Source organism: Streptomyces yangpuensis (assembly GCF_001005295.1).
Classification (GTDB): Bacteria; Actinomycetota; Actinomycetes; order Streptomycetales; family Streptomycetaceae; genus Streptomyces; species Streptomyces yangpuensis.
Window position 1 is genome coordinate 522936 of the sequence record NZ_LBMK01000002.1, and the last position, 19727, is coordinate 542662.

Genomic DNA, 19727 nt, shown 5'->3' on the forward strand with positions numbered 1-19727 from the left:
CTCAAAAGATCCTCGGGTCGGTGAAGGCGCCGCTGGCCAGCAGGTACACGTAGAAGTCGCACAGGGCGACGCTGATCAGGGAGGCCCAGGCCAGTTGCATGTGGCGGGAGTTGAGACGGCTGATCCAGCCCCAGAGGCGGTAGCGCACCGGGTGCTCGGAGAAGTGCCTGAGGCGGCCGCCCATGATGTGCCGGCAGGAGTGGCAGGACAGCGTGTAGGCCCAGATCAGGGTGATGTTGACCAGGAACAGCAGGGTTCCCAGGCCCATGTGGCCCCACGCGTAGTGCTCGTCCCGGAAGGTCAGCACGGTGTCGTAGGTGAGGATGCCCGCGACGGGGACGGCCGCGTAGAAGAAGTACCGGTGGGCGTTCTGGAGGATGAGCGGGAAGCGGGTCTCGCCGGTGTACTTCGCGTGCGGTTCGGCGACGGCGCAGGCGGGCGGCGAGGCCCAGAAGCCCCGGTAGTAGGCCTTGCGGTAGTAGTAGCAGGTCAGCCGGAAGCCGAGCGGGAAGACCAGGATCAGCAGGGCGGGGGACAGACCCCACCAGCTGCCGAAGAGGTCCCAGTTGGGGCCGCCGCGCATCTCCACGCAGTTCTCCGCCAGGCACGGGGAGTAGAAGGGGGAGACATAGGGGGCCGCGTAGTAGCCGGCGTTCGCGAAGGCGCGCCAGGTCGAGTAGACGATGAAGGCGAGCAGCCCGGCCGCGGTGCCGGCGGGGGCCAGCCACCACCGGTCGGTCCGCAGGTGCCGGGCCGTGATCGCGGCCCGCGACGCGTCGTGGACGCCGCCGGGCCGCTGCTGGGGTCGTTCCGTGCCTGTGGCCAAAGAGGACTCCGGTAGGAGTGGTGAGGGGGCGCTCCCGCGGGGCCCGGCCGCGGGGCGGCCGGGCCGGACGGGGGTGCGCGATGGACGGCGTGCGGGACCCGGACGGCGTGCGGGACGCGGACGGCGTGCGGGACGCGCGGGTGCGGTGTCAGGGCGCGCGGCGGTCGCGGGCGCCCAGGCCCTCGTCGTCGGAGTCCGTCCACAGCGCGCTGTCGTAGGGGGTGTCCGGGACGGGAACCATCCGGGACTGGTCCGGCGCCGCCGACGCGGGCTGCCGGCGCGAGGCCGCGGCCTGCTGCTCCAGCCGCTCGACCTTCCGCGTCAGCTCGTCCAGGTTGCGTCGTACAGCGGTCAGATCGTCGTTCAGGGACATGATTTGCCCTCATTTCCGCCAGGGTGCGGTGGCAACGCTCATGTGCGCCTGCGAGTGTCGCGCTTCGCGTCCCCGGTTGTGAAGGGACGTGCAGCGATTGCGGGCGCGCAGGCGCGAACTGTGCGCCCCTCCCTGCCCCCATTCTCGTCCCTCTCCCGGTGGATCGCCCTCTTGCCGCGCAAGCGGGATTGGTCCGCACGGGTGGGGTTCGCGGCGTGGCGAGAGGCGGCTGCGGAGGGTGCGGAGCGGTGTCGATTTCAGTGGATTCCGGCAACCGGTGTGATCAGCCCATATACCGCCGAACGTGATCATGCTTCCCCCACGCCCCGCCCCGGAGGTACCACCCATGTCCCAGAGAAGGCGCAGGTCCTTGGCGCTCCTGACCTCGGGAGTCCTCGCACTGCCGCTGCTCACGGGCTGCGGCGCGGGTGACGACGAGGGCGGCCCGGCCGCCGCCGGGCAGGACATCGCGACGACCAAACGAGACAAGGTCGCGGACGGGGGTGTGCTGCGGTGGGCGGTGGACGCCCTCCCGGACACCCTCAACGCCTTCCAGGCCGACGCGGACGCCGCCACCAACAGGATCGCGGGGGCCGTGCTGCCGCATCTGTTCGTGCTGGACGCCAAGGGACGGCCGGTGGCCAATCCGGACTACCTGGAGAAGGCCGAGGTCATCGAGCGGGAGCCGAAGCAGGTCGTCCTGTACAAGCTGAACCAGCAGGCCGTGTGGAGCGACGGGCGGGAGATCGGCGCCCCCGACTTCGTGGCCCAGTGGCGGGCCCTGAACGGCAAGGACTCGGCCTACTGGACGGCGCGCAACGCCGGCTACGAGCGCATCGAGAAGATCGAGAAGGGCAAGACCGACCTGGAGGTCAGGGTCACCTTCGGCAAGCCGTACGCGGACTGGCGCTCGCTGTTCTCCCCGCTGTACCCCAAGCAGGTCACCGGCACCCCGGACGCCTTCAACGAGGGGGCCCGCGGCGCCCTGAAGGTCACCGCCGGGCCCTTCGGCCTCGGGGCGATCGACAAGAAGACCGGCACCGCCGCCCTGAACCGCAATCCGCGCTGGTGGGGGCAGCCGGCCAAGCTGGACACGCTGGTCCTGACGGCGGTTGCGCGAGCCGAGCGGCCCGCGGCGCTGGCCGCCGGGAAGCTGGACCTGGCGGAGATCGACCGGTCCGCGGCGGACCGCATCGCACTGGCCCGCCGGGACGCCGCCGGCAAGGGCACCACCGGAAAGGGCGCCCCCGGCCCGGGCGGCGCGGGCAGTGCGGTCGGTACGGGCGCGGGCGGAGCCCCGGCGCACGGCCCGGGCGCCGCGCTGACCCCGGCGCAGGCCACGCTGTCCTGGGCGACCGCCTACGGCACGGACGAGGAGAAGGCGGCGCAGGAGAAGGAGAACCGCACCAAGCACACCGAATCGGTGAAGCGGTACGCGGACGAGCAGAAGGCCCTGCGGGGCTTCACGGTCCGCAAGTCCCTGGAGCCGGCCTACACGCAGCTGGCGATGAACGGGGCGTCCGGCCCGCTGGCGGACGAGCGGGTGCGCCGGGCGGTGGCCCGCGCCCTGGACCGCCAGGCACTGGCCGACCTCGTACTGAGACCGCTCGGCCTGCCGGCGAAGCCGGTCGGCAGCCATGTGGCCCTGGCCGGGCAGCAGGCGTACGCCGACAACAGCGGCGCCCTCGGCGGCCAGGACACCAAGGCGGCCCAGGCCCTGCTCGCCGACGCCGGCTGGCGCCGGGGCGGCAGGCTCAGCGAACCGGCCGGCGCCAAGGCCGGACCGGAGAGCGCGCCGCAGGACGACGGCAAGACGCCCGCGGGCCCGGGCACCGGGAACGACGGCCTCTACATCGTGGGCCAGGACGACGGGGCCAACGGCGAGAACCCGGGCACGGCCGGCGCCGAAGCCGCGGGCGCGGCCGCCGGCACCGCCGCCTCCTCGGCGGGCGACGAGAGGGGGGTCTCCCCGGTGCTGGCGCCCGCCCCGTTCGGGGCCCAGCAGCAGGCCTCCCTGCTGGCCCAGGCGGCCAGGGTCCGCCCCGTCGACGACGCCAAGCGCAGCGCGGCCCGCGACGGCGACGGAGCCGACCCCGCCCAGGGCTCCCCGGCCCCGGCCCCGGCCAAGCCGGTCATCCGTACCTCGGGGAACATGCTCGCCAAGGACGGCAAGGCGCTCACCCTGCGGTTCGTCCTCCCGGCCGGACCCGGCTCGGAGTCCCTGCGCGCCGTCGGCGAGCGGATCTCCCGGATGCTGCGCAAGCTCGGGGTGAACACCGAGACGACCAAGGTGGCCGACGACAGCTTCTTCAAGGACCACATCGCCTCGGGCCAGTACGACCTGGCGCTGTACTCGTGGCCGGCGACGGCCTTCCCCGCCACCGACGCCCGGCCGATCTTCGCCAAGCCGGAGCCGGCGGCGGACGGCTCGCTCCTCGTCGAGCAGAACTACACGCGGGTCGGTACGGACCACATCGACCAGCTGTTCGACCAGGCGCTCGGCGAGCTCGACGAGGCGCACTCCCGTGAGCTGGTGCGCAAGGCCGACGCCCGGATCTGGGCCGCGGCCGGATCGATCCCGCTCTTCCAGCGCCCCGAGCTGGTGGCCGTCAAGCCCGGCCTGGTCAATGCCGGCGCCTTCGGTCTCGGGGCACCCCGCTACCAGGACATCGGCTGGAAGAAGGCGCCGACCGCCAAGGACAGCAAGAAGAAGTAGCCGTGGCGAAGATGTGGTGACAAAGCGGTGCCTGTCAGGTTGACCCGCGGGTCACAAGCTCAGATGTGACTCAAGTCCCTTGCCCGCCGGAAGTCCGGCGGGCAAGGTCGTGGATACCCGTTGACCCGCATGATTTCCCGCAGGAACGGCGGCCCGGGCACCCCACCACGCGCCCGGCCGCGATCATTCCTCCGGCCTCTTGACAGACCCCCCGGCAGGCGGTTCCCGCCATTCGACGTACCATGGGGTAAGGCCGTGGCAGGTTTTCGCCCGGTCGAGGCGCGCGTGCCAGGCCGTACGTGACGCCATCCACGATCCCGGGAGAAGCGCCGAAGTGCCCACGCGCCACGACATCCGTAACGTCGCCATCGTCGCCCACGTCGACCATGGCAAGACGACCATCGTCGATGCCATGCTCAAGCAGGCCGGTGCCTTCGCCGCCCACCAGCAGCTCGACGACCGCATGATGGACTCGAACGACCTGGAGCGTGAGAAGGGCATCACGATCCTCGCCAAGAACACGGCGGTGAAGTATCACCCCAAGGACGGCGGGGCCCCGATCACGATCAACATCATCGACACCCCCGGCCACGCCGACTTCGGTGGTGAGGTCGAGCGCGGTCTGTCGATGGTCGACGCCGTCGTTCTGCTGGTGGACGCCTCCGAGGGTCCGCTGCCCCAGACCCGCTTCGTGCTCCGCAAGGCGCTCCAGCAGCGGAAGCCGGTCATTCTCTGCATCAACAAGACGGACCGCCCGGACTCCCGGATCGACGAGGTCGTCAACGAGACCTACGACCTCTTCCTGGACCTGGACGCCGACGAGGACCAGATCGAGTTCCCGATCGTCTACGCCTGCGGCCGTGACGGCATCGCCTCGCTGACCAAGCCGGAGGACGGCACCGTCCCCGCCGACAGCGAGAACCTGGAGCCGTTCTTCTCCACCATCCTGGAGCACGTCCCGGCCCCGGTGTACGACGAGGAGGCCCCCCTCCAGGCGCACGTCACCAACCTGGACGCCGACAACTTCCTCGGCCGTATCGCGCTGCTGCGCGTCGAGCAGGGCGAGCTGCGCAAGGGCCAGACCGTCGCGTGGATCAAGCGTGACGGCTCGATCTCGAACGTCCGCATCACCGAGCTGATGATGACCGAGGCGCTCACCCGCAAGCCGGCCGAGGTCGCCGGCCCCGGTGACATCTGCGCGGTCGCCGGTATCCCCGAGATCATGATCGGTGAGACCCTGGCCGACCCGGAGAACCCGATCGCCCTGCCGCTCATCACGGTGGACGAGCCGGCCATCTCCATGGTCATCGGCACCAACACCTCTCCGATGGTCGGCCGCGGCGGCTCCGGCAAGGGCGCGGACGCCAAGGCCGCGGTCAAGGACCGCAAGGTCACCGCCCGTCAGGTCAAGGACCGCCTGGACCGCGAGCTGATCGGTAACGTCTCGCTGCGCGTGCTCGACACCGAGCGCCCGGACGCCTGGGAGGTCCAGGGCCGCGGTGAGCTCGCGCTGGCGATCCTCGTCGAGCAGATGCGCCGCGAGGGCTTCGAGCTGACCATCGGCAAGCCCCAGGTCGTCACCCGCGAGATCGACGGCAAGGTGCACGAGCCGGTCGAGCGCATGACGATCGACGTGCCCGAGGAGCACATGGGCGCCGTCACGCAGCTCATGGGTGTCCGCAAGGGCCGCATGGACAACATGTCGAACCACGGCTCCGGCTGGGTCCGCATGGAGTTCGTGGTTCCGTCCCGTGGCCTCATCGGCTTCCGTACGGAGTTCCTGACGCAGACCCGCGGCACCGGCATCGGCCACTCCATCCACGAGGGCCACGAGCCGTGGTTCGGCCAGCTGGTCACCCGTAACAACGGCTCCCTGGTCGCCGACCGAGCCGGTGCGGTCACCGCGTTCGCGATGACCAACCTGCAGGAGCGCGGTGTCCTGTTCACCGACCCCGGCACCGAGGTGTACGAGGGCATGATCGTCGGCGAGAACTCGCGCGCCGACGACATGGACGTGAACATCACCAAGGAGAAGAAGCTCACGAACATGCGGTCCTCGTCGGCCGACTCGTTCGAGGCGATCGTCCCGCCGCGCAAGCTCTCCCTGGAGCAGTCCCTGGAGTTCTGCCGCGACGACGAGTGCGTCGAGGTGACCCCGGAGGCCGTCCGTATCCGCAAGGTCGTCCTGGACCAGAAGGAGCGCTCGCGCACCGCGTCGCGCGCCAAGTCCGCCAAGTAGTAACCGCGTTGGGGCCGTCGCCCCGGGTTCGCCCGGGCGGCGGCCGCGGCGGCCCGGCCGGGCCGCATGGGTGCGGTGGAACAGCAGCCCCTTTCCGTCACGGACTCCGTGCGGGAAGGGGCTGTTCGCATCTGTCAAGCGGATTTTTGCGTTCAGGTGTCCGGATACCGACCGTGACACTCCGGATGATGAGCTAACCGTCCGTTTCGCACGTGTCTGTCTCCTATCCGTTTGTCCGGATTTCGGGTTTCTGCCGCGGATCGATGTTGTGAAAACGAGACCACTTAAGTGTGGTTTACGGACTAGCAGTCCCCGAGGATGGCTCCATTGAGCTCGGGTCAATGGGTCACGCGATGTGGGGATCGCGCCGACTCACGAGCACACTACGGGCAGGAAATCACTCGCCGTCAGGGGTGTCGGCGAGGTTTTCGTGCCCCTCAAGTCGATCAGTGGACTCATGAGGAGGAAACCCATGCGCGGTGCCAAGAGCGCCAAGTGGGTCGTGGGCGCGGTTGTCGTCGCCCTGGCCGCTACCGCCTGTGGCGGCGGTGACGGTGACAGCAAGGACAAGGGCAACGCTGCCGGCGGCGGTACGTTCCGCCTGGGCAGCACGGAGCCGGACACCATCGACCCGGGGCGCTCCCACGAGTCCACGGGCACCCTGGTGGCGAACGCCCTGTTCACCGGCCTGTACTCGAACACGCCGGACGGCCTGGCCGAGCCCGCGCTGGCCGAGTCGGCCAGCTCGGACGAGGGTTGCACCTCCTGGACCTTCAAGGTCAAGCCGGACACCAAGTTCTCCAACGGTGAGGTCGTCGACGCCGAGGCGTTCGCCCGCGGCTGGGCGCGTGCCGCGCACAAGGCCGCCGCGTCCGACGTGGCGTACCACCTCGCCGGCATCAAGGGCTACGAGCAGCTGCAGGACGGCTCCGCCAAGACCTTCGCCGGTGTCACCACCCCGGACCCGCACACCATCAAGGTCGACCTGACCAAGGCCGACTGCGAGTTCGTGCTGAAGACGGCGCACACCGCCTACAGCCCGGTCCCGAAGGTCGCCAAGGTCGGCGAAGAGGACAAGGCGTTCGGCGAGGCCCCCGTCGGCAACGGTCCGTTCAAGATGGACGGCAGCTGGGAGCACAACAAGGCCATCAACCTCGTCCGCAACGACGACTACGGCCTGACGAAGGCGAAGCTGGACAAGGTCCAGATCACCCTCCTCAACGACAAGACCGCGCACCAGCTCGAGTACGACGGCTTCCAGGCCGGCACCTTCGACTACGCGCACATCCCGACGCCGATGCTGAAGACGGCCGAGGCGAAGTTCAAGCCGCAGAACAAGTGGTTCGCCAAGGACACCAACGGCATGAACTTCGTTCTGCCGATCGGTGACAACGGTCCGACCAACAGCAAGGACGCCCGTCTGGCGATCTCCTACGCGATCGACCGTCAGGCCATCGCCAAGGGTGTCTTCCAGGGCTTCCAGACCCCGTCGACGACCATCGTGCCGCCGGCGTTCCCGAAGGCGTACCAGAAGGACCTGTGCGGTTCCTGCGTCAAGCAGGACGTCGCCAAGGCCAAGGAGCACGCCGAGAAGGCGGGCCTGAAGCCGGGCACCGAGATCAAGTTCTCCTTCAACACCGGTGCGGGCCACGAAGAGTGGGTCCAGGCCATCGCGCGTCAGCTCGAGGACGTCCTCGGCCTGAAGGTCAAGCTGGACGGCAAGGACTTCCCGGGTCTGCTCAAGGAGCAGCAGGGTGCCACCGCCAACGGTGTCTACCGCTTCGCGTGGGGTGCGGACTACCCGACCCCGGAGAACTTCCTCTTCCCGCTGCTGCACTCGGCCTCGATGAACAAGGACGCCGAGGGCAACGTGGTCGGTGACAACCGCGCCCGTTACAACAACCCCGAGTTCGACAAGCTGGTCGACACGGCCCGCGCCACGAAGGACGAGGCCGCGCGTACCGCGATGTACAAGCAGGCCGAGAAGATGGCCATGGAGGACATGGCCCTCATCCCGACCTTCAACCGTTCCCAGTTCCGCCTGATGGCGACCGACAAGTTCAACGGTCTGGACGACATCAACTTCAACGAGGACCCGATCCTCGAGAAGATCTCGCTCAAGAAGTAATCGGTTCGGACGGTATATCCGTCAGGAGCGAACGTGCCGCGGCCCCCGGGTGACCGGTGGGCCGCGGCCCCGCTCGGCAGGCCGTTTTTACTTCGGCACCCCTCACATCCGCGGGCAATCCCCGCCGGCCGAGAGCCGGCCCCTTTCGTCGGGCCGGAGGCCGCTGCTCCCAGAAGCGGCCAGGTAGAGAGGCACAAACATGGGAAGGTACGTCGCCCGTCGCCTCGGGCAGATGGTCATAGTCCTCATCGGCGCGACCATGGTTCTGTTCGCTTGTCTTTTCGTTCTCCCCGGTGACCCCGTGGGCTCGATCGCAGGCAGCGACAAGGCTCGTGACCCAGCGGTGGTCGCGGAGCTCAAGGCGCGGTACGGGCTCGACAAGTCGCTGCCCGAGCAGTATGTGAACTACGTGTCGAAGGTCGCGACCGGAGACCTCGGCGAGGACTTCATCCAGCGCCGCGAGGTGTCCGAGATCCTCGGCCCCAAGCTGGCGAACACCGCGAAGCTGGCCCTGCTGGCCATCGCTCTCGTCACGGTGTTCGGTATGGGCGTCGGCATCATCGCCGCCCTGTACAGATACAGCATCTTGGACATGGCCACGACATTCTTCACGACCATGATGGTCGGATTCCCGACCTTCGTGATCGGCATGCTGCTCATGAAGTGGTTCGCGGTGGAGCTCCAGTGGTTCCCGCAACTCGGCGGAGACAAGCTTGAAGGAATGATCCTGCCGGCGGTCACCCTCGCCATCACCGACATCGCGTTCGTCGCCCGCCTCACCCGCGGCACGATGCTTGAGGTGCTGCGCGCGGACTACGTGAAGACCGCCGTGGCCAAGGGACTTCCGCGCCGTCGCGTGCTCTTCAAGCACGTGCTCCGCAACTCGTCCATCCCGGTCGTCACCTACCTGGGCATCTCGTTCGGCGCACTTCTCGGTGGCGCGCTCATCACCGAGGCGATCTTCAACTGGGACGGTGTCGGTCTGGCACTGGTTCAGGCGATCCAGCAGCAGAACAACCCGATCGTGATCGGTGTAGTGACCTACAGCGTCGCCATCTTCGTCGTCCTCAGCCTCATCGTGGACCTGCTGTACGCGGCCCTCGACCCGCGTATCCGCCTCAGCTGACCGCCCCCAAGGAGGATTTCCTCATGTCTGAGCTCGTCAAGAGCCCGGCGATCGGGGACGAGAGCCCCGTGCCGGCCACCTCGGCCGCCCCCGAAGCAACCCCCAAGCAGCTCACCCAGTGGGGCGAGATCCGCCACCGCTTCGTCCAGAACAAGCTGGCCGTCGTCGGTCTCGTGATCATCACCCTGCTGTTCATCACCGCGGTCTTCGGCAACATGTTCACGCCGTACGATCCGGGTGCGCAGGACCTGGAGAACACCCTCGCGTCGCCCAACGCCGCGCACTGGATGGGCACCGACGCCCTGGGCCGCGACATGTTCTCGCGCCTCATCGCCGGTACCCGCGTGGCCATGTTCGTCGGCCTCGCCTCGATCTTCTTCGCCGTGCTGATCGGTGTCGCCCTCGGCGCCATCGCCGGTTACTTCGCCGGCTTCGCCGACACCCTCGTCATGCGCATCGCGGACGTCTTCCTCGCGTTCCCGCTGATGATCGGTGCCGTCGTCATCATCCTGGTCACCGGCCGCGGCATCACCCCGGTGATCATCTCGCTCGCGGTCTTCTCGTGGGCGACCGTGTCGCGACTGCTGCGCAGCTCGATCCTGTCGGTGCGCGAGATGGACTACGTCCACGCGGCCAAGGCGCTCGGCGCCAGCGGCGGCCGGATCGTCCGCACGCACATCCTGCCCAACTCGCTGACGCCCGTCCTGGTCTACGCGACGTTCAACGTCGGCACCACGATCATCGGCGTCGCGGCCCTCTCCTTCCTCGGCGCCGGTGTCCCGGTCGACGTCCCGGAGTGGGGCAACATGCTGGCGGCCGGTCAGGCCTTCATCGGCGTCCACGACTACCTGTGGCTGTACCCCAGCGCCTTCGTGGTCGTCACCGTGCTCGGCTTCGCCTTCGTCGGCGACGGCCTGCGCGACGCGCTCGACCCGAAGCTGCGGTAGGGCCGCCCGATGCTCCGAGACAACATCAGCAAGCAGGACGAAGGTGGCGGCGTGACGACGTCGGAGATTCTCAGCGTTGCGGAGACGGGCGGCGGGACCGCCGTGCCGCTGCTGGAGGTGGACAACCTCCAGGTCGAGTTCAAGACCCGTGACGGGGTCGCCAAGGCCGTCAACGGCGTGAGCTACAGCGTCAGCGCCGGCGAGACCCTCGCCGTGCTCGGCGAGTCCGGCTCCGGCAAGTCGGTCACCGCGCAGGCGATCATGGGCATCCTCGACAGCCCGCCCGGCCGCATCGCGGGCGGCGAGGTGCGCTTCCACGGCCGGGACATCCTCAAGATGTCCGACGAGGAGCGCCGCAAGCTCCGCGGCGACAAGATGGCGATGATCTTCCAGGACGCGCTGTCCTCCCTGAACCCGGTCTACTCGGTGGGCGACCAGCTCGGCGAGATGTTCCGCGTCCACCGCGGCATGTCCAAGAAGGACTCGAAGGCCAAGGCCATCGAGCTCATGGACCGCGTGAAGATCCCCGCCGCCAAGGCGCGCGTGGGCGACTACCCGCACCAGTTCTCCGGCGGTATGCGCCAGCGCATCATGATCGCCATGGCGCTGGCCCTGGAGCCGGACCTGATCATCGCCGACGAGCCCACCACGGCTCTCGACGTGACCGTCCAGGCCCAGGTCATGGACCTGCTCGCGGAGCTCCAGCGCGAGATGAACATGGGTCTGATCCTGATCACCCACGACCTCGGCGTGGTCGCCGACGTCGCGGACAAGATCGCGGTCATGTACGCGGGCCGGATCGTCGAGACCGCTCCGGTCCACGAGATCTACAAGCGCCCCTCGCACCCGTACACCCGGGGCCTGCTGGACTCGATCCCGCGCCTGGACCAGAAGGGCCAGGAGCTCTACGCGATCAAGGGCCTGCCGCCCAACCTGCTCCGCATCCCGACGGGCTGTGCCTTCAGCCCCCGGTGCCCCAAGGTGCAGGACATCTGCCGTACGGAGATCCCGGTCCTGCACCCGGTCACCGAGCAGGACGGCACCGAACTGCCCGGCCGCGGCAGCGCGTGCCACTTCTGGAAGGACCAGATCCATGGCTGAGCTCAGCAAGACGACCACCGAGCGCGAGCCGATCCTCCAGGTCCGCAACCTGGTCAAGCACTTCCCGCTGACCCAGGGAATCCTGTTCAAGAAGCAGGTCGGTGCGGTCAAGGCCGTCGACGGGGTCTCCTTCGACCTGTACCAGGGCGAGACCCTCGGCATCGTCGGTGAGTCCGGCTGTGGCAAGTCCACGGTCGCCAAGCTCCTGATGAACCTCGAGCGGGCCACCGCCGGCGAGGTCTTCTACAAGGGCCAGGACATCACCAAGCTGTCCGGGCGTGCGCTGAAGGCCGTCCGCCGCAACATCCAGATGGTGTTCCAGGACCCGTACACCTCACTGAACCCGCGTATGACGGTCGGCGACATCATCGGGGAGACCTTCGAGATCCACCCCGAGGTGGCTCCGAAGGGCGACCGGCGCCGCAAGGTCCAGGAGCTCCTGGACGTCGTCCCGGACTTGGGCCTGTACATCAACCGCTACCCGCACCAGTTCTCCGGCGGCCAGCGCCAGCGCATCGGCATCGCCCGCGGCCTCGCGCTCAACCCGGAGATCATCATCTGCGACGAGCCGGTCTCCGCGCTCGACGTGTCGGTGCAGGCCCAGGTCATCAACCTGATGGAGAAGCTGCAGGACGAGTTCAACCTGTCCTACATCTTCATCGCGCACGACCTCTCGATCGTGCGGCACATCTCCGACCGGGTCGGCGTCATGTACCTCGGCAAGATGGCCGAGATCGGCACCGACGCCCAGATCTACGACCACCCGACGCACCCCTACACCCAGGCGCTGCTGTCGGCGGTCCCGGTCCCGGACCCCGAGGTCCGAGAGTCCCGCGAGCGCATCATCCTCACCGGTGACGTCCCGTCCCCGGCCAACCCGCCGTCGGGCTGCCGCTTCCGCACCCGCTGCTGGAAGGCCCAGGACAAGTGCTCCACCGAGGAGCCGCTGCTGGCGGTTCCGGAGCGCTTCAAGGGCCAGGACACCCTGGCCGCGCACGACTCCGCGTGCCACTTCGCGGAGGAGAAGGCCATCCTGGCCGTCTGACGTACGCGCTCTGCCCGAACGGCCGGTCCCCGGCGCCCTACAGCGCCGGGGACCGGCCGTTCGCCGTACCCGGTCAGGTGCGCCCCGGCCTCGCGGAAACCGGTTGCGACCCCGGGAGTGCGGGCCCGAGAGTGACGCAATGACCATCACCGTACGACCCGCCGGCCCGGGGGACGCGGCCGACATCTGCGCCCTCCTCAACGCCGTCGACGTGATCGAGATAGGCCGGCCCGAAACCGACCTCGGCACCGTCGAGTCCGACCTCAACGCACCCGACGTGGACCTGGCCACCGACTCCTGGCTCGCCTTCGAGGACGGCCGGCTCCTGGCCTACGCCATGGTCTGGGCGGACTCCGGACCCGGCCGCGTCGACGGGGACCACTACGTCCTGCCCGGCCACGACGAGGCCGCGACGCTGCTGCTGGAGCGGATGGAGGCCCGCGCCCGCGAGATCACCGGCGGGACCGGCACCCTCAAGATCCAGCTCAACGTGAAACCCACCATCGACCTCGGCCTCCTCGCGGGCCGCGGCTACCGCACCGTCCGCCGCTACCAGGTCATGACACGCCCCCTGTCCGCGGCCGCCGACCCCGCGCCCGCGGCGCCCGCCGGACTCGCCCTGCGCCACTGCGGCGACGACGAGGCCGACCGCCACCGGGCCCACGCCCTGGTCGAGGAGACCTTCGCCGCCCACTTCGGCCATGTGGACCGCCCGTACGAGACATGGCTCGACCACATCGAGGGCCGGTCGCTCGACTGGTCGCTGGTGTGGATCGCGAGCCTGCCGGGCGAGGGCGACGTGGCCGTACTGCTCACCCGGGACGACCGGACGAGCATGGCCTGGGTCAGCCACATAGGCGTACGCAAGGAGGCGCGCGGCCGGGGCGTCGGCGGCTTCCTGCTGCGCCACGGCTTCGCCACCTACGCGGCGCGCGGCCGGGACACCATCGGCCTGGGGGTCGACACCCTCAACGCGACCGGCGCACTCGCGCTCTACGAGGCGCACGGCATGACCCGGCACTACGGCGTCGACGCGTGGGAGCTGGCTTTGCACCCCCAGGGGTGACAGGGGCGCAACGCGCGGGTGCAATCGGTCCAACAAGGCGTGTGCCGCACCCCTCATAGGGTGACATTGGCCCCTAAGTCAGTCTTGGGAGCCATAGGAGGCACTCCATGCGCGGAGCCACCCACGCCCAGTGGGCCGCATGTGCGGTGGCCGTCGCCCTCGCGGCGACGGCCTGCGGCGGCGGGAGCGACAGCGGCGGAGGCGGCGAGGCGGGCATCATCAGCTCCTCGTGGGGCGACCCGCAGAACCCGCTGGAGCCCGCCAACACCAACGAGGTGCAGGGCGGCAAGGTCCTCGACATGCTCTTCCGAGGCCTCAAGCGCTACGACCCCAAGACCGGCGAGGCCACGAACATGCTCGCCGAGTCCATCCAGACGACGGACAGCCAGAACTTCACCATCACGCTGAAGGACGGCTGGAAGTTCAGCAACGACGAGCCGGTCACCGCGCAGTCCTTCGTGGACGCCTGGAACTACGGCGCGGACGTGCGCAACAAGCAGAACAACTCGCCGTTCTTCTCCGACATCGTCGGCTACGACGACGTGCACCCGGCGTCGGGGGATCCCAGGGCGAAGACGATGTCCGGACTGGTGGTCAAGGATCCCAAGACCTTCACCGTCGCCCTCAAGGACAAGTTCTCCACCTGGCCGGAGACCCTCGGCTACCAGGCCTTCTCCCCGCTCCCGAAGTCCTTCTTCACCGACCACAGCGGCTGGCTGGACAAGCCCGTCGGCAACGGCCCGTACACGGTGGACTCGTACAGCAAGGGCACCGGGATGAAGCTGCGCAAGTGGGACGCGTACCCCGGTGCGGACAAGGCGCAGAACGGCGGTGTGGACCTGAAGGTCTACACCGACAACAACACCGCCTACACCGACCTGATCTCCGGCAACCTCGACCTCGTCGACGACGTCCCGGCGCAGCAGCTGAAGAACGTCAAGAACGACCTCGGCGACCGGTACATCAACCAGCCGGCCCTGATCATCCAGACCCTCACCTTCCCGCTGTACGACCCGCAGTGGAGCAAGCCGGGCATGGAGAAGGTCCGCCAGGGCATCTCGCGGGCCATCAACCGTGACGAGATTACTAAGCAGATTTTTCGGGAGACCCGGACGCCCGCCAAGGACTGGACCTCGCCGGCGCTCGGGGAGAAGGGCGGCTTCTCATCCACGGTCTGCGGCGACGCCTGCGTCTACGACCCGGCCGAGGCGAAGAAGCTGATCCAGGAGGGCGGCGGTCTGCCGGGCGGCAAGGTCACGCTGACCTCCAACGTGGACACCGGCTCGCACCGCGACTGGATGGACGCCGTCTGCAACAGCATCAACAACGCGCTGGGGGAGGGACCGGTCTGCACGGTCAACCCGGTCGGCACGTTCGCCGACTTCCGCAACCAGCAGAGCAGTTACAAGCTGACCGGCCCCTTCCGCTCCGGCTGGCAGGCCGACTACCCGCTGATCCAGAACTTCCTGCAGCCGCTCTACTACACCGGCGCCTCCTCCAACTACGGGAAGTTCAGCAACAAGCAGTTCGACGACCTCGTCGACCAGGCGAACCGGGAGAGCGACGCGGCCAAGGCGATCGCCAGTTTCCAGGAGTCGGAGAAGATCCTCGCCGAGCAGATGCCGTCCATCCCGCTCTGGTACCAGAACGGCAGCGCCGGCTACTCCGAGCGCCTGGAGGACGTGGCCCTCAACCAGTTCAGCGTCCCCGTCTACGACCAGATCAAGGTGATCTGACCCCCACCCGGATCCCGGCCCCCCGAGGGGCGGCCCCCCGGCCCGCGGGGGGCCGCCCGCCGCGCCCGCCCACAGCATGGAGCATTCCATGGGACGTTATGTGATCCGGCGGCTGCTCCAGATGATCCCGGTGTTCATCGGCAGCACGTTCCTGATCTTCTTCATGGTGTACGCGCTCGGTGACCCGGTCGCGGCCCTCTTCGGCGACAAGGCCCCCGACCCCGCCACCGCCGCCCGTATCCGCAAGGACCTCTACCTCGACCAGCCCCTGTGGAAGCAGTACCTCCACTACATGGGCGCGATCTTCCGGGGCGACTTCGGCACCGCCTTCAACGGACAGTCCGTCACCGAACTGATGGCCGCCGCCTTTCCCGTCACCCTGCGCCTGACGCTGGTCGCGATCTTCTTCGAGATCGTCATCGGCATCACCCTCGGCGTGATCAGCGGCCTGCGCCGCGGCCGGACCGTCGACACCACGGTGCTGGTGATGACCCTCGTGGTCATCTCGGTGCCCACCTTCGTGACGGGCTACCTCCTGCAGTACCTCTTCGGCGTCCAATGGGGCTGGGTACGGCCCACCGTCTCCCCGGACGCCCCGCTGAACGAGCTGATCCTGCCCGGCATCGTCCTCGCGCTGGTCTCCCTCGCCTACGTCACGCGCCTGTCCCGCACCTCCATCGCCGAGAACGTCAAGGCCGACTACGTCCGCACCGCCACCGCCAAGGGCCTGCCGCGCAGCCGGGTCGTCACCCGCCACCTGCTGCGCAACTCCCTGATCCCGGTGGTCACCTTCATCGGGACCGACATCGGCGCCCTGATGGGCGGCGCCATCGTCACCGAGCGGATCTTCAACATCCACGGCGTCGGCTACCAGCTCTACCAGGGCATCCTGCGCAACAACTCGCCCACGGTCGTCGGCTTCGTGACCATCCTCGTCATCGTCTTCCTGCTGGCGAACCTGCTCGTCGACCTGCTCTACGCGGTCCTGGACCCGAGGATCCGTTATGCCTGATCCCGAGCGCCCCGAACCCGCCGGCTACGACCCGGTCGGCCCCCGCCCGAAGGAGGCGGTCTCACCCACGGGCCAAGGGGGACCCATGGATCTGGCACTGGACGAGGCCGAGAGCGTCGAGGGCATCGAGAAGACCGCCGGACCGGGCGCCTCCGGCCCCCGGGAGCGGGCCCGCTCCCTGTGGTCCGACGCCTGGCACCAGCTGCGCCGCAATCCCGTCTTCATCGTCTCCGCGGCCCTGATCCTCTTCCTCGTCCTCATCGCGATCTGGCCGCAGCTCATCGCGAGCGGCGACCCCCTGCAGTGCGACCTCTCCAAGTCCCAGCAGGGCTCCGCCCCCGGCCACCCCTTCGGCTACGACACCCAGGGCTGCGACGTCTACACCCGCACCGTCTACGGAGCCCGCGCCTCCATCACCGTCGGCGTCTGCGCCACCCTCGGCGCGGCCCTGCTCGGCTCCGCCCTCGGCGGCCTCGCCGGATTCTTCGGCGGCTGGGGCGACTCCCTGCTCTCCCGGGTCGCCGACATCTTCTTCGGCATCCCGGTCGTCCTCGGCGGCCTGGTCTTCCTGTCCGTCGTCACCAGCACCACCGTCTGGCCCGTGGTCGGGTTCATCGTGCTCCTGGGCTGGCCGCAGATCGCCCGCATCGCCCGCGGCTCGGTGATCACCGCCAAACAGAACGACTACGTCCAGGCCGCCCGGGCCCTGGGCGCCGGCAACGCCCGGATGCTGCTGCGGCACGTGGCGCCCAACGCCGTCGCGCCCGTCATCGTCGTCGCCACGATCGCGCTCGGCACGTACATCGCCCTGGAAGCGACCCTGTCCTTCCTCGGCGTCGGCCTGCGCCCGCCCACCGTCTCCTGGGGCATCGACATCTCCAACGCGGCCTCGCAGATCCGCAACGCCCCGCACATGCTGCTCTGGCCGGCCGGCGCGCTGAGCATCACCGTGCTCGCCTTCATCATGCTCGGCGACGCGGTGCGCGACGCCCTCGACCCCAAGCTGCGCTGAGGAGCCCCGTACATGCTGCTCGAAGTCCGCGACCTGCACGTGGAATTCACGACGCGCGACGGTGTCGCGAAGGCGGTCAACGGGGTCGACTACTCGGTGGAGGAGGGCGAGACCCTCGCCGTGCTCGGCGAGTCCGGCTCCGGCAAGTCCGTGACCGCCCAGGCCGTGATGGGGATCCTGGACGTGCCGCCGGGCCGGATCGCCGGCGGCGAGATCCTCTTCAAAGGCCGTGACCTGCTGAGGATGAAGGAGGAGGAGCGGCGCAGGATCCGCGGCGCCGAGATGGCGATGATCTTCCAGGACGCCCTGTCCGCCCTGAACCCGGTGCTGACCGTCGGCAAACAGCTCGGTGAGATGTACGAGGTCCACCGCGGGATGTCCCGCAAGGACGCCCGGGCCAAGGCCGTCGAGCTGATGGACCGGGTGCGGATCCCGGCGGCGAAGCAGCGGGTGGGGGACTACCCGCACCAGTTCTCCGGCGGTATGCGCCAGCGCATCATGATCGCCATGGCGCTGGCCCTGGAACCCTCGCTGATCATCGCGGACGAGCCGACGACGGCCCTGGACGTCACCGTCCAGGCGCAGGTGATGGACCTGCTGGCCGAGCTCCAGCGGGAGCTCAACATGGGCCTCATCCTGATCACCCACGACCTCGGCGTGGTCGCCGACGTCGCGGACAAGATCGCGGTCATGTACGCGGGCCGGATCGTCGAGGCGGCCCCCGTCCACGAGATCTACAAGGCGCCCGCGCACCCGTACACGCGCGGCCTGCTCGACTCGATCCCGCGCCTGGACCAGAAGGGCCAGGAGCTGTACGCGATCAAGGGCCTGCCGCCCAACCTGCTCCGCATCCCGCCCGGCTGCGCCTTCAACCCGCGCTGCCCGATGGCGCAGGAGCTCTGCCGCAGCGACGTCCCGCCGCTGTACCCGGTGACCGAGTCGCCCGTGGCGCGGGCCAGCGCCTGCCACTTCTGGAAGGAGTGCCTGCATGGCTGAGTCCCTTCTCGAAGTGAAGGACCTGGTCAAGTACTACCCGCTGACCCAGGGCGTCCTGTTCAGGAAGCAGGTCGGGGCGGTCAAGGCCGTCGACGGGGTCTCCTTCGGTCTGCGCGCCGGCGAGACGCTGGGCATCGTCGGCGAGTCCGGCTGCGGCAAGTCCACCGTGGCCAGGATGCTGGTCAGCCTGGAACGGCCGACCGCAGGCTCGATCACGTACAAGGGCGAGGACATCAGCCGGCTGTCGGGGCGCGCGCTGAAGGCAGTGCGCCGCAACATCCAGATGGTGTTCCAGGACCCGTACACCTCGCTGAACCCGCGCATGACGGTCGGCGACATCATCGGCGAGCCGTACGAGATCCACCCCGAGGTGGCTCCGAAGGGCGACCGGCGCCGCAAGGTCCAGGAGCTCCTGGACGTCGTCCCGGACTTGGGCCTGTACATCAACCGCTACCCGCACCAGTTCTCCGGCGGCCAGCGCCAGCGCATCGGCATCGCCCGCGGCCTGGCCCTCCAGCCCGAGATCATCGTCGCCGACGAGCCGGTCTCCGCCCTGGACGTCTCCGTCCAGGCGCAGGTCGTCAACCTGCTGGAGAAGCTGCAGGACGAGTTCGGCCTGTCCTACGTCTTCATCGCGCACGACCTCTCGATCGTGCGGCACATCTCCGACCGGGTCGGCGTCATGTACCTCGGCCGGATCGTCGAGATCGGCACCGACGCCGAGATCTACGAGCACCCCACCCATCCGTACACGCAGGCGTTGCTTTCGGCCGTGCCGGTCCCCGACCCGCAGGCGCGCGCCCACCGTGAGCGGATCATCCTCTCCGGCGACGTCCCGTCCCCGGCCAACCCGCCGTCGGGCTGCCGCTTCCGCACCCGCTGCTGGAAGGCCCAGGAGCGCTGCACGACGGAGGTCCCGCTGCTCGCGGTCCCGGAGGTCTTCACCTCCGGCCCGGCGGCGCATCCCTCGGCGTGTCACTTCGCGGCGGAGAAGCGGGTGGTCCCGCACATGCCGCCGCAGGAGGGCGGGCGGCCCGTCGGGAAGGACACGGACTGAGACGATCCCCACGGGGACCGATGATTTCCGGCCACCCGCGGCGGTCCGGCTGCAAGGGCGGGCATCGAATCCCAACTCGGTTTACCTGCGGGCAACTTGACCGTTTCTGCCCCGAGATCTGGGGCAGGCAGCCTGGGTGCTGTGCGGCCGTGCGGGTGCCGACAGCCGGCCGGGGGGCGCAAACGCCCCCCGGCCGGCCCGCGTGTGACCCCGACCGTGCGCGGCATGCGCCCCTTGTGCTGCCGGATTTCGATCGATGCGCTGGCACGGATAGTTATGATCCGTAGCGCACGGTGGGTATGACTCTCGCCGAGCACGAATACGCGTACCGATGTCCGCTCGACGTG

15 protein-coding genes are annotated in these 19727 nt (G+C 69.0%); 13 read left to right on the plus strand and 2 right to left on the minus strand.

Annotation, left to right across the window (positions count from 1 at the left end; translation table 11 throughout):
- Nucleotide 1 precedes the first annotated feature (1 nt).
- Together AAT21_RS07740 and AAT21_RS07745 are read right to left on the minus strand one after the other, a co-directional pair.
- Nucleotides 2–826, minus strand: a complete 825-nt coding sequence (locus AAT21_RS07740; protein ID WP_046775995.1) for a hypothetical protein — start codon at nt 824–826, stop codon at nt 2–4.
- A 148-nt stretch (nt 827–974) separates the two neighbouring features.
- Complete coding sequence (locus tag AAT21_RS07745; RefSeq protein ID WP_046775996.1) at nt 975–1199, minus strand: hypothetical protein; 225 nt, start codon at nt 1197–1199, stop codon at nt 975–977.
- A gap of 346 nt (nt 1200–1545) precedes the next feature.
- Between AAT21_RS07745 and AAT21_RS07750 the strand changes: the two genes are divergently transcribed.
- The 13 genes from AAT21_RS07750 to AAT21_RS07810 all read left to right on the plus strand — a co-directional run bounded on the left by AAT21_RS07750 (nt 1546) and on the right by AAT21_RS07810 (nt 19380).
- Nucleotides 1546–3915, plus strand: coding sequence for an ABC transporter family substrate-binding protein (locus AAT21_RS07750; RefSeq protein ID WP_063838071.1), 2370 nt, complete (start codon nt 1546–1548; stop codon nt 3913–3915).
- A 334-nt stretch (nt 3916–4249) separates the two neighbouring features.
- On the plus strand, nt 4250–6154 hold the full coding sequence (typA, locus tag AAT21_RS07755) for a translational GTPase TypA (RefSeq protein WP_046775998.1): 1905 nt from the start codon (nt 4250–4252) through the stop codon (nt 6152–6154).
- Nucleotides 6155–6626: 472 nt separating this feature from the next.
- Nucleotides 6627–8282 carry a peptide ABC transporter substrate-binding protein gene (locus AAT21_RS07760; RefSeq protein WP_235438720.1) on the plus strand — a complete coding sequence of 552 codons (1656 nt, stop codon included), beginning with the start codon at nt 6627–6629 and terminating at the stop codon, nt 8280–8282.
- A gap of 199 nt (nt 8283–8481) precedes the next feature.
- The gene (locus AAT21_RS07765; protein ID WP_046775999.1) at nt 8482–9408 is read left to right on the plus strand and encodes an ABC transporter permease; all 927 of its coding nucleotides are present in this window, start codon (nt 8482–8484) and stop codon (nt 9406–9408) included.
- Nucleotides 9409–9431: 23 nt separating this feature from the next.
- On the plus strand, nt 9432–10355 hold the full coding sequence (locus AAT21_RS07770) for an ABC transporter permease (RefSeq protein WP_046776000.1): 924 nt from the start codon (nt 9432–9434) through the stop codon (nt 10353–10355).
- Nucleotides 10356–10364: 9 nt separating this feature from the next.
- Nucleotides 10365–11456 carry an ABC transporter ATP-binding protein gene (locus tag AAT21_RS07775; protein WP_079025504.1) on the plus strand — a complete coding sequence of 364 codons (1092 nt, stop codon included), beginning with the start codon at nt 10365–10367 and terminating at the stop codon, nt 11454–11456.
- Entirely contained in the window at nt 11449–12501 is a 1053-nt protein-coding gene (locus AAT21_RS07780; RefSeq protein WP_046776001.1) for an ABC transporter ATP-binding protein, read from the plus strand. Before AAT21_RS07775 ends, AAT21_RS07780 begins: the two co-directional genes overlap by 8 nt.
- A gap of 139 nt (nt 12502–12640) precedes the next feature.
- Nucleotides 12641–13567, plus strand: coding sequence for a GNAT family N-acetyltransferase (locus AAT21_RS07785; RefSeq protein ID WP_046776002.1), 927 nt, complete (start codon nt 12641–12643; stop codon nt 13565–13567).
- Nucleotides 13568–13674: 107 nt separating this feature from the next.
- Complete coding sequence (locus tag AAT21_RS07790) at nt 13675–15303, plus strand: peptide ABC transporter substrate-binding protein (protein ID WP_046776003.1); 1629 nt, start codon at nt 13675–13677, stop codon at nt 15301–15303.
- 88 nt (nt 15304–15391) lie between these two features.
- On the plus strand, nt 15392–16315 hold the full coding sequence (locus tag AAT21_RS07795; RefSeq protein WP_046776004.1) for an ABC transporter permease: 924 nt from the start codon (nt 15392–15394) through the stop codon (nt 16313–16315).
- Between the two features lie 85 nt (nt 16316–16400).
- The gene (locus tag AAT21_RS07800; protein ID WP_200904351.1) at nt 16401–17327 is read left to right on the plus strand and encodes an ABC transporter permease; all 927 of its coding nucleotides are present in this window, start codon (nt 16401–16403) and stop codon (nt 17325–17327) included.
- Nucleotides 17328–17339: 12 nt separating this feature from the next.
- Nucleotides 17340–18323, plus strand: a complete 984-nt coding sequence (locus AAT21_RS07805) for an ABC transporter ATP-binding protein (protein ID WP_046776006.1) — start codon at nt 17340–17342, stop codon at nt 18321–18323.
- Entirely contained in the window at nt 18316–19380 is a 1065-nt protein-coding gene (locus tag AAT21_RS07810) for an ABC transporter ATP-binding protein (protein WP_046776007.1), read from the plus strand. Before AAT21_RS07805 ends, AAT21_RS07810 begins: the two co-directional genes overlap by 8 nt.
- Nucleotides 19381–19727: the final 347 nt, after the last annotated feature.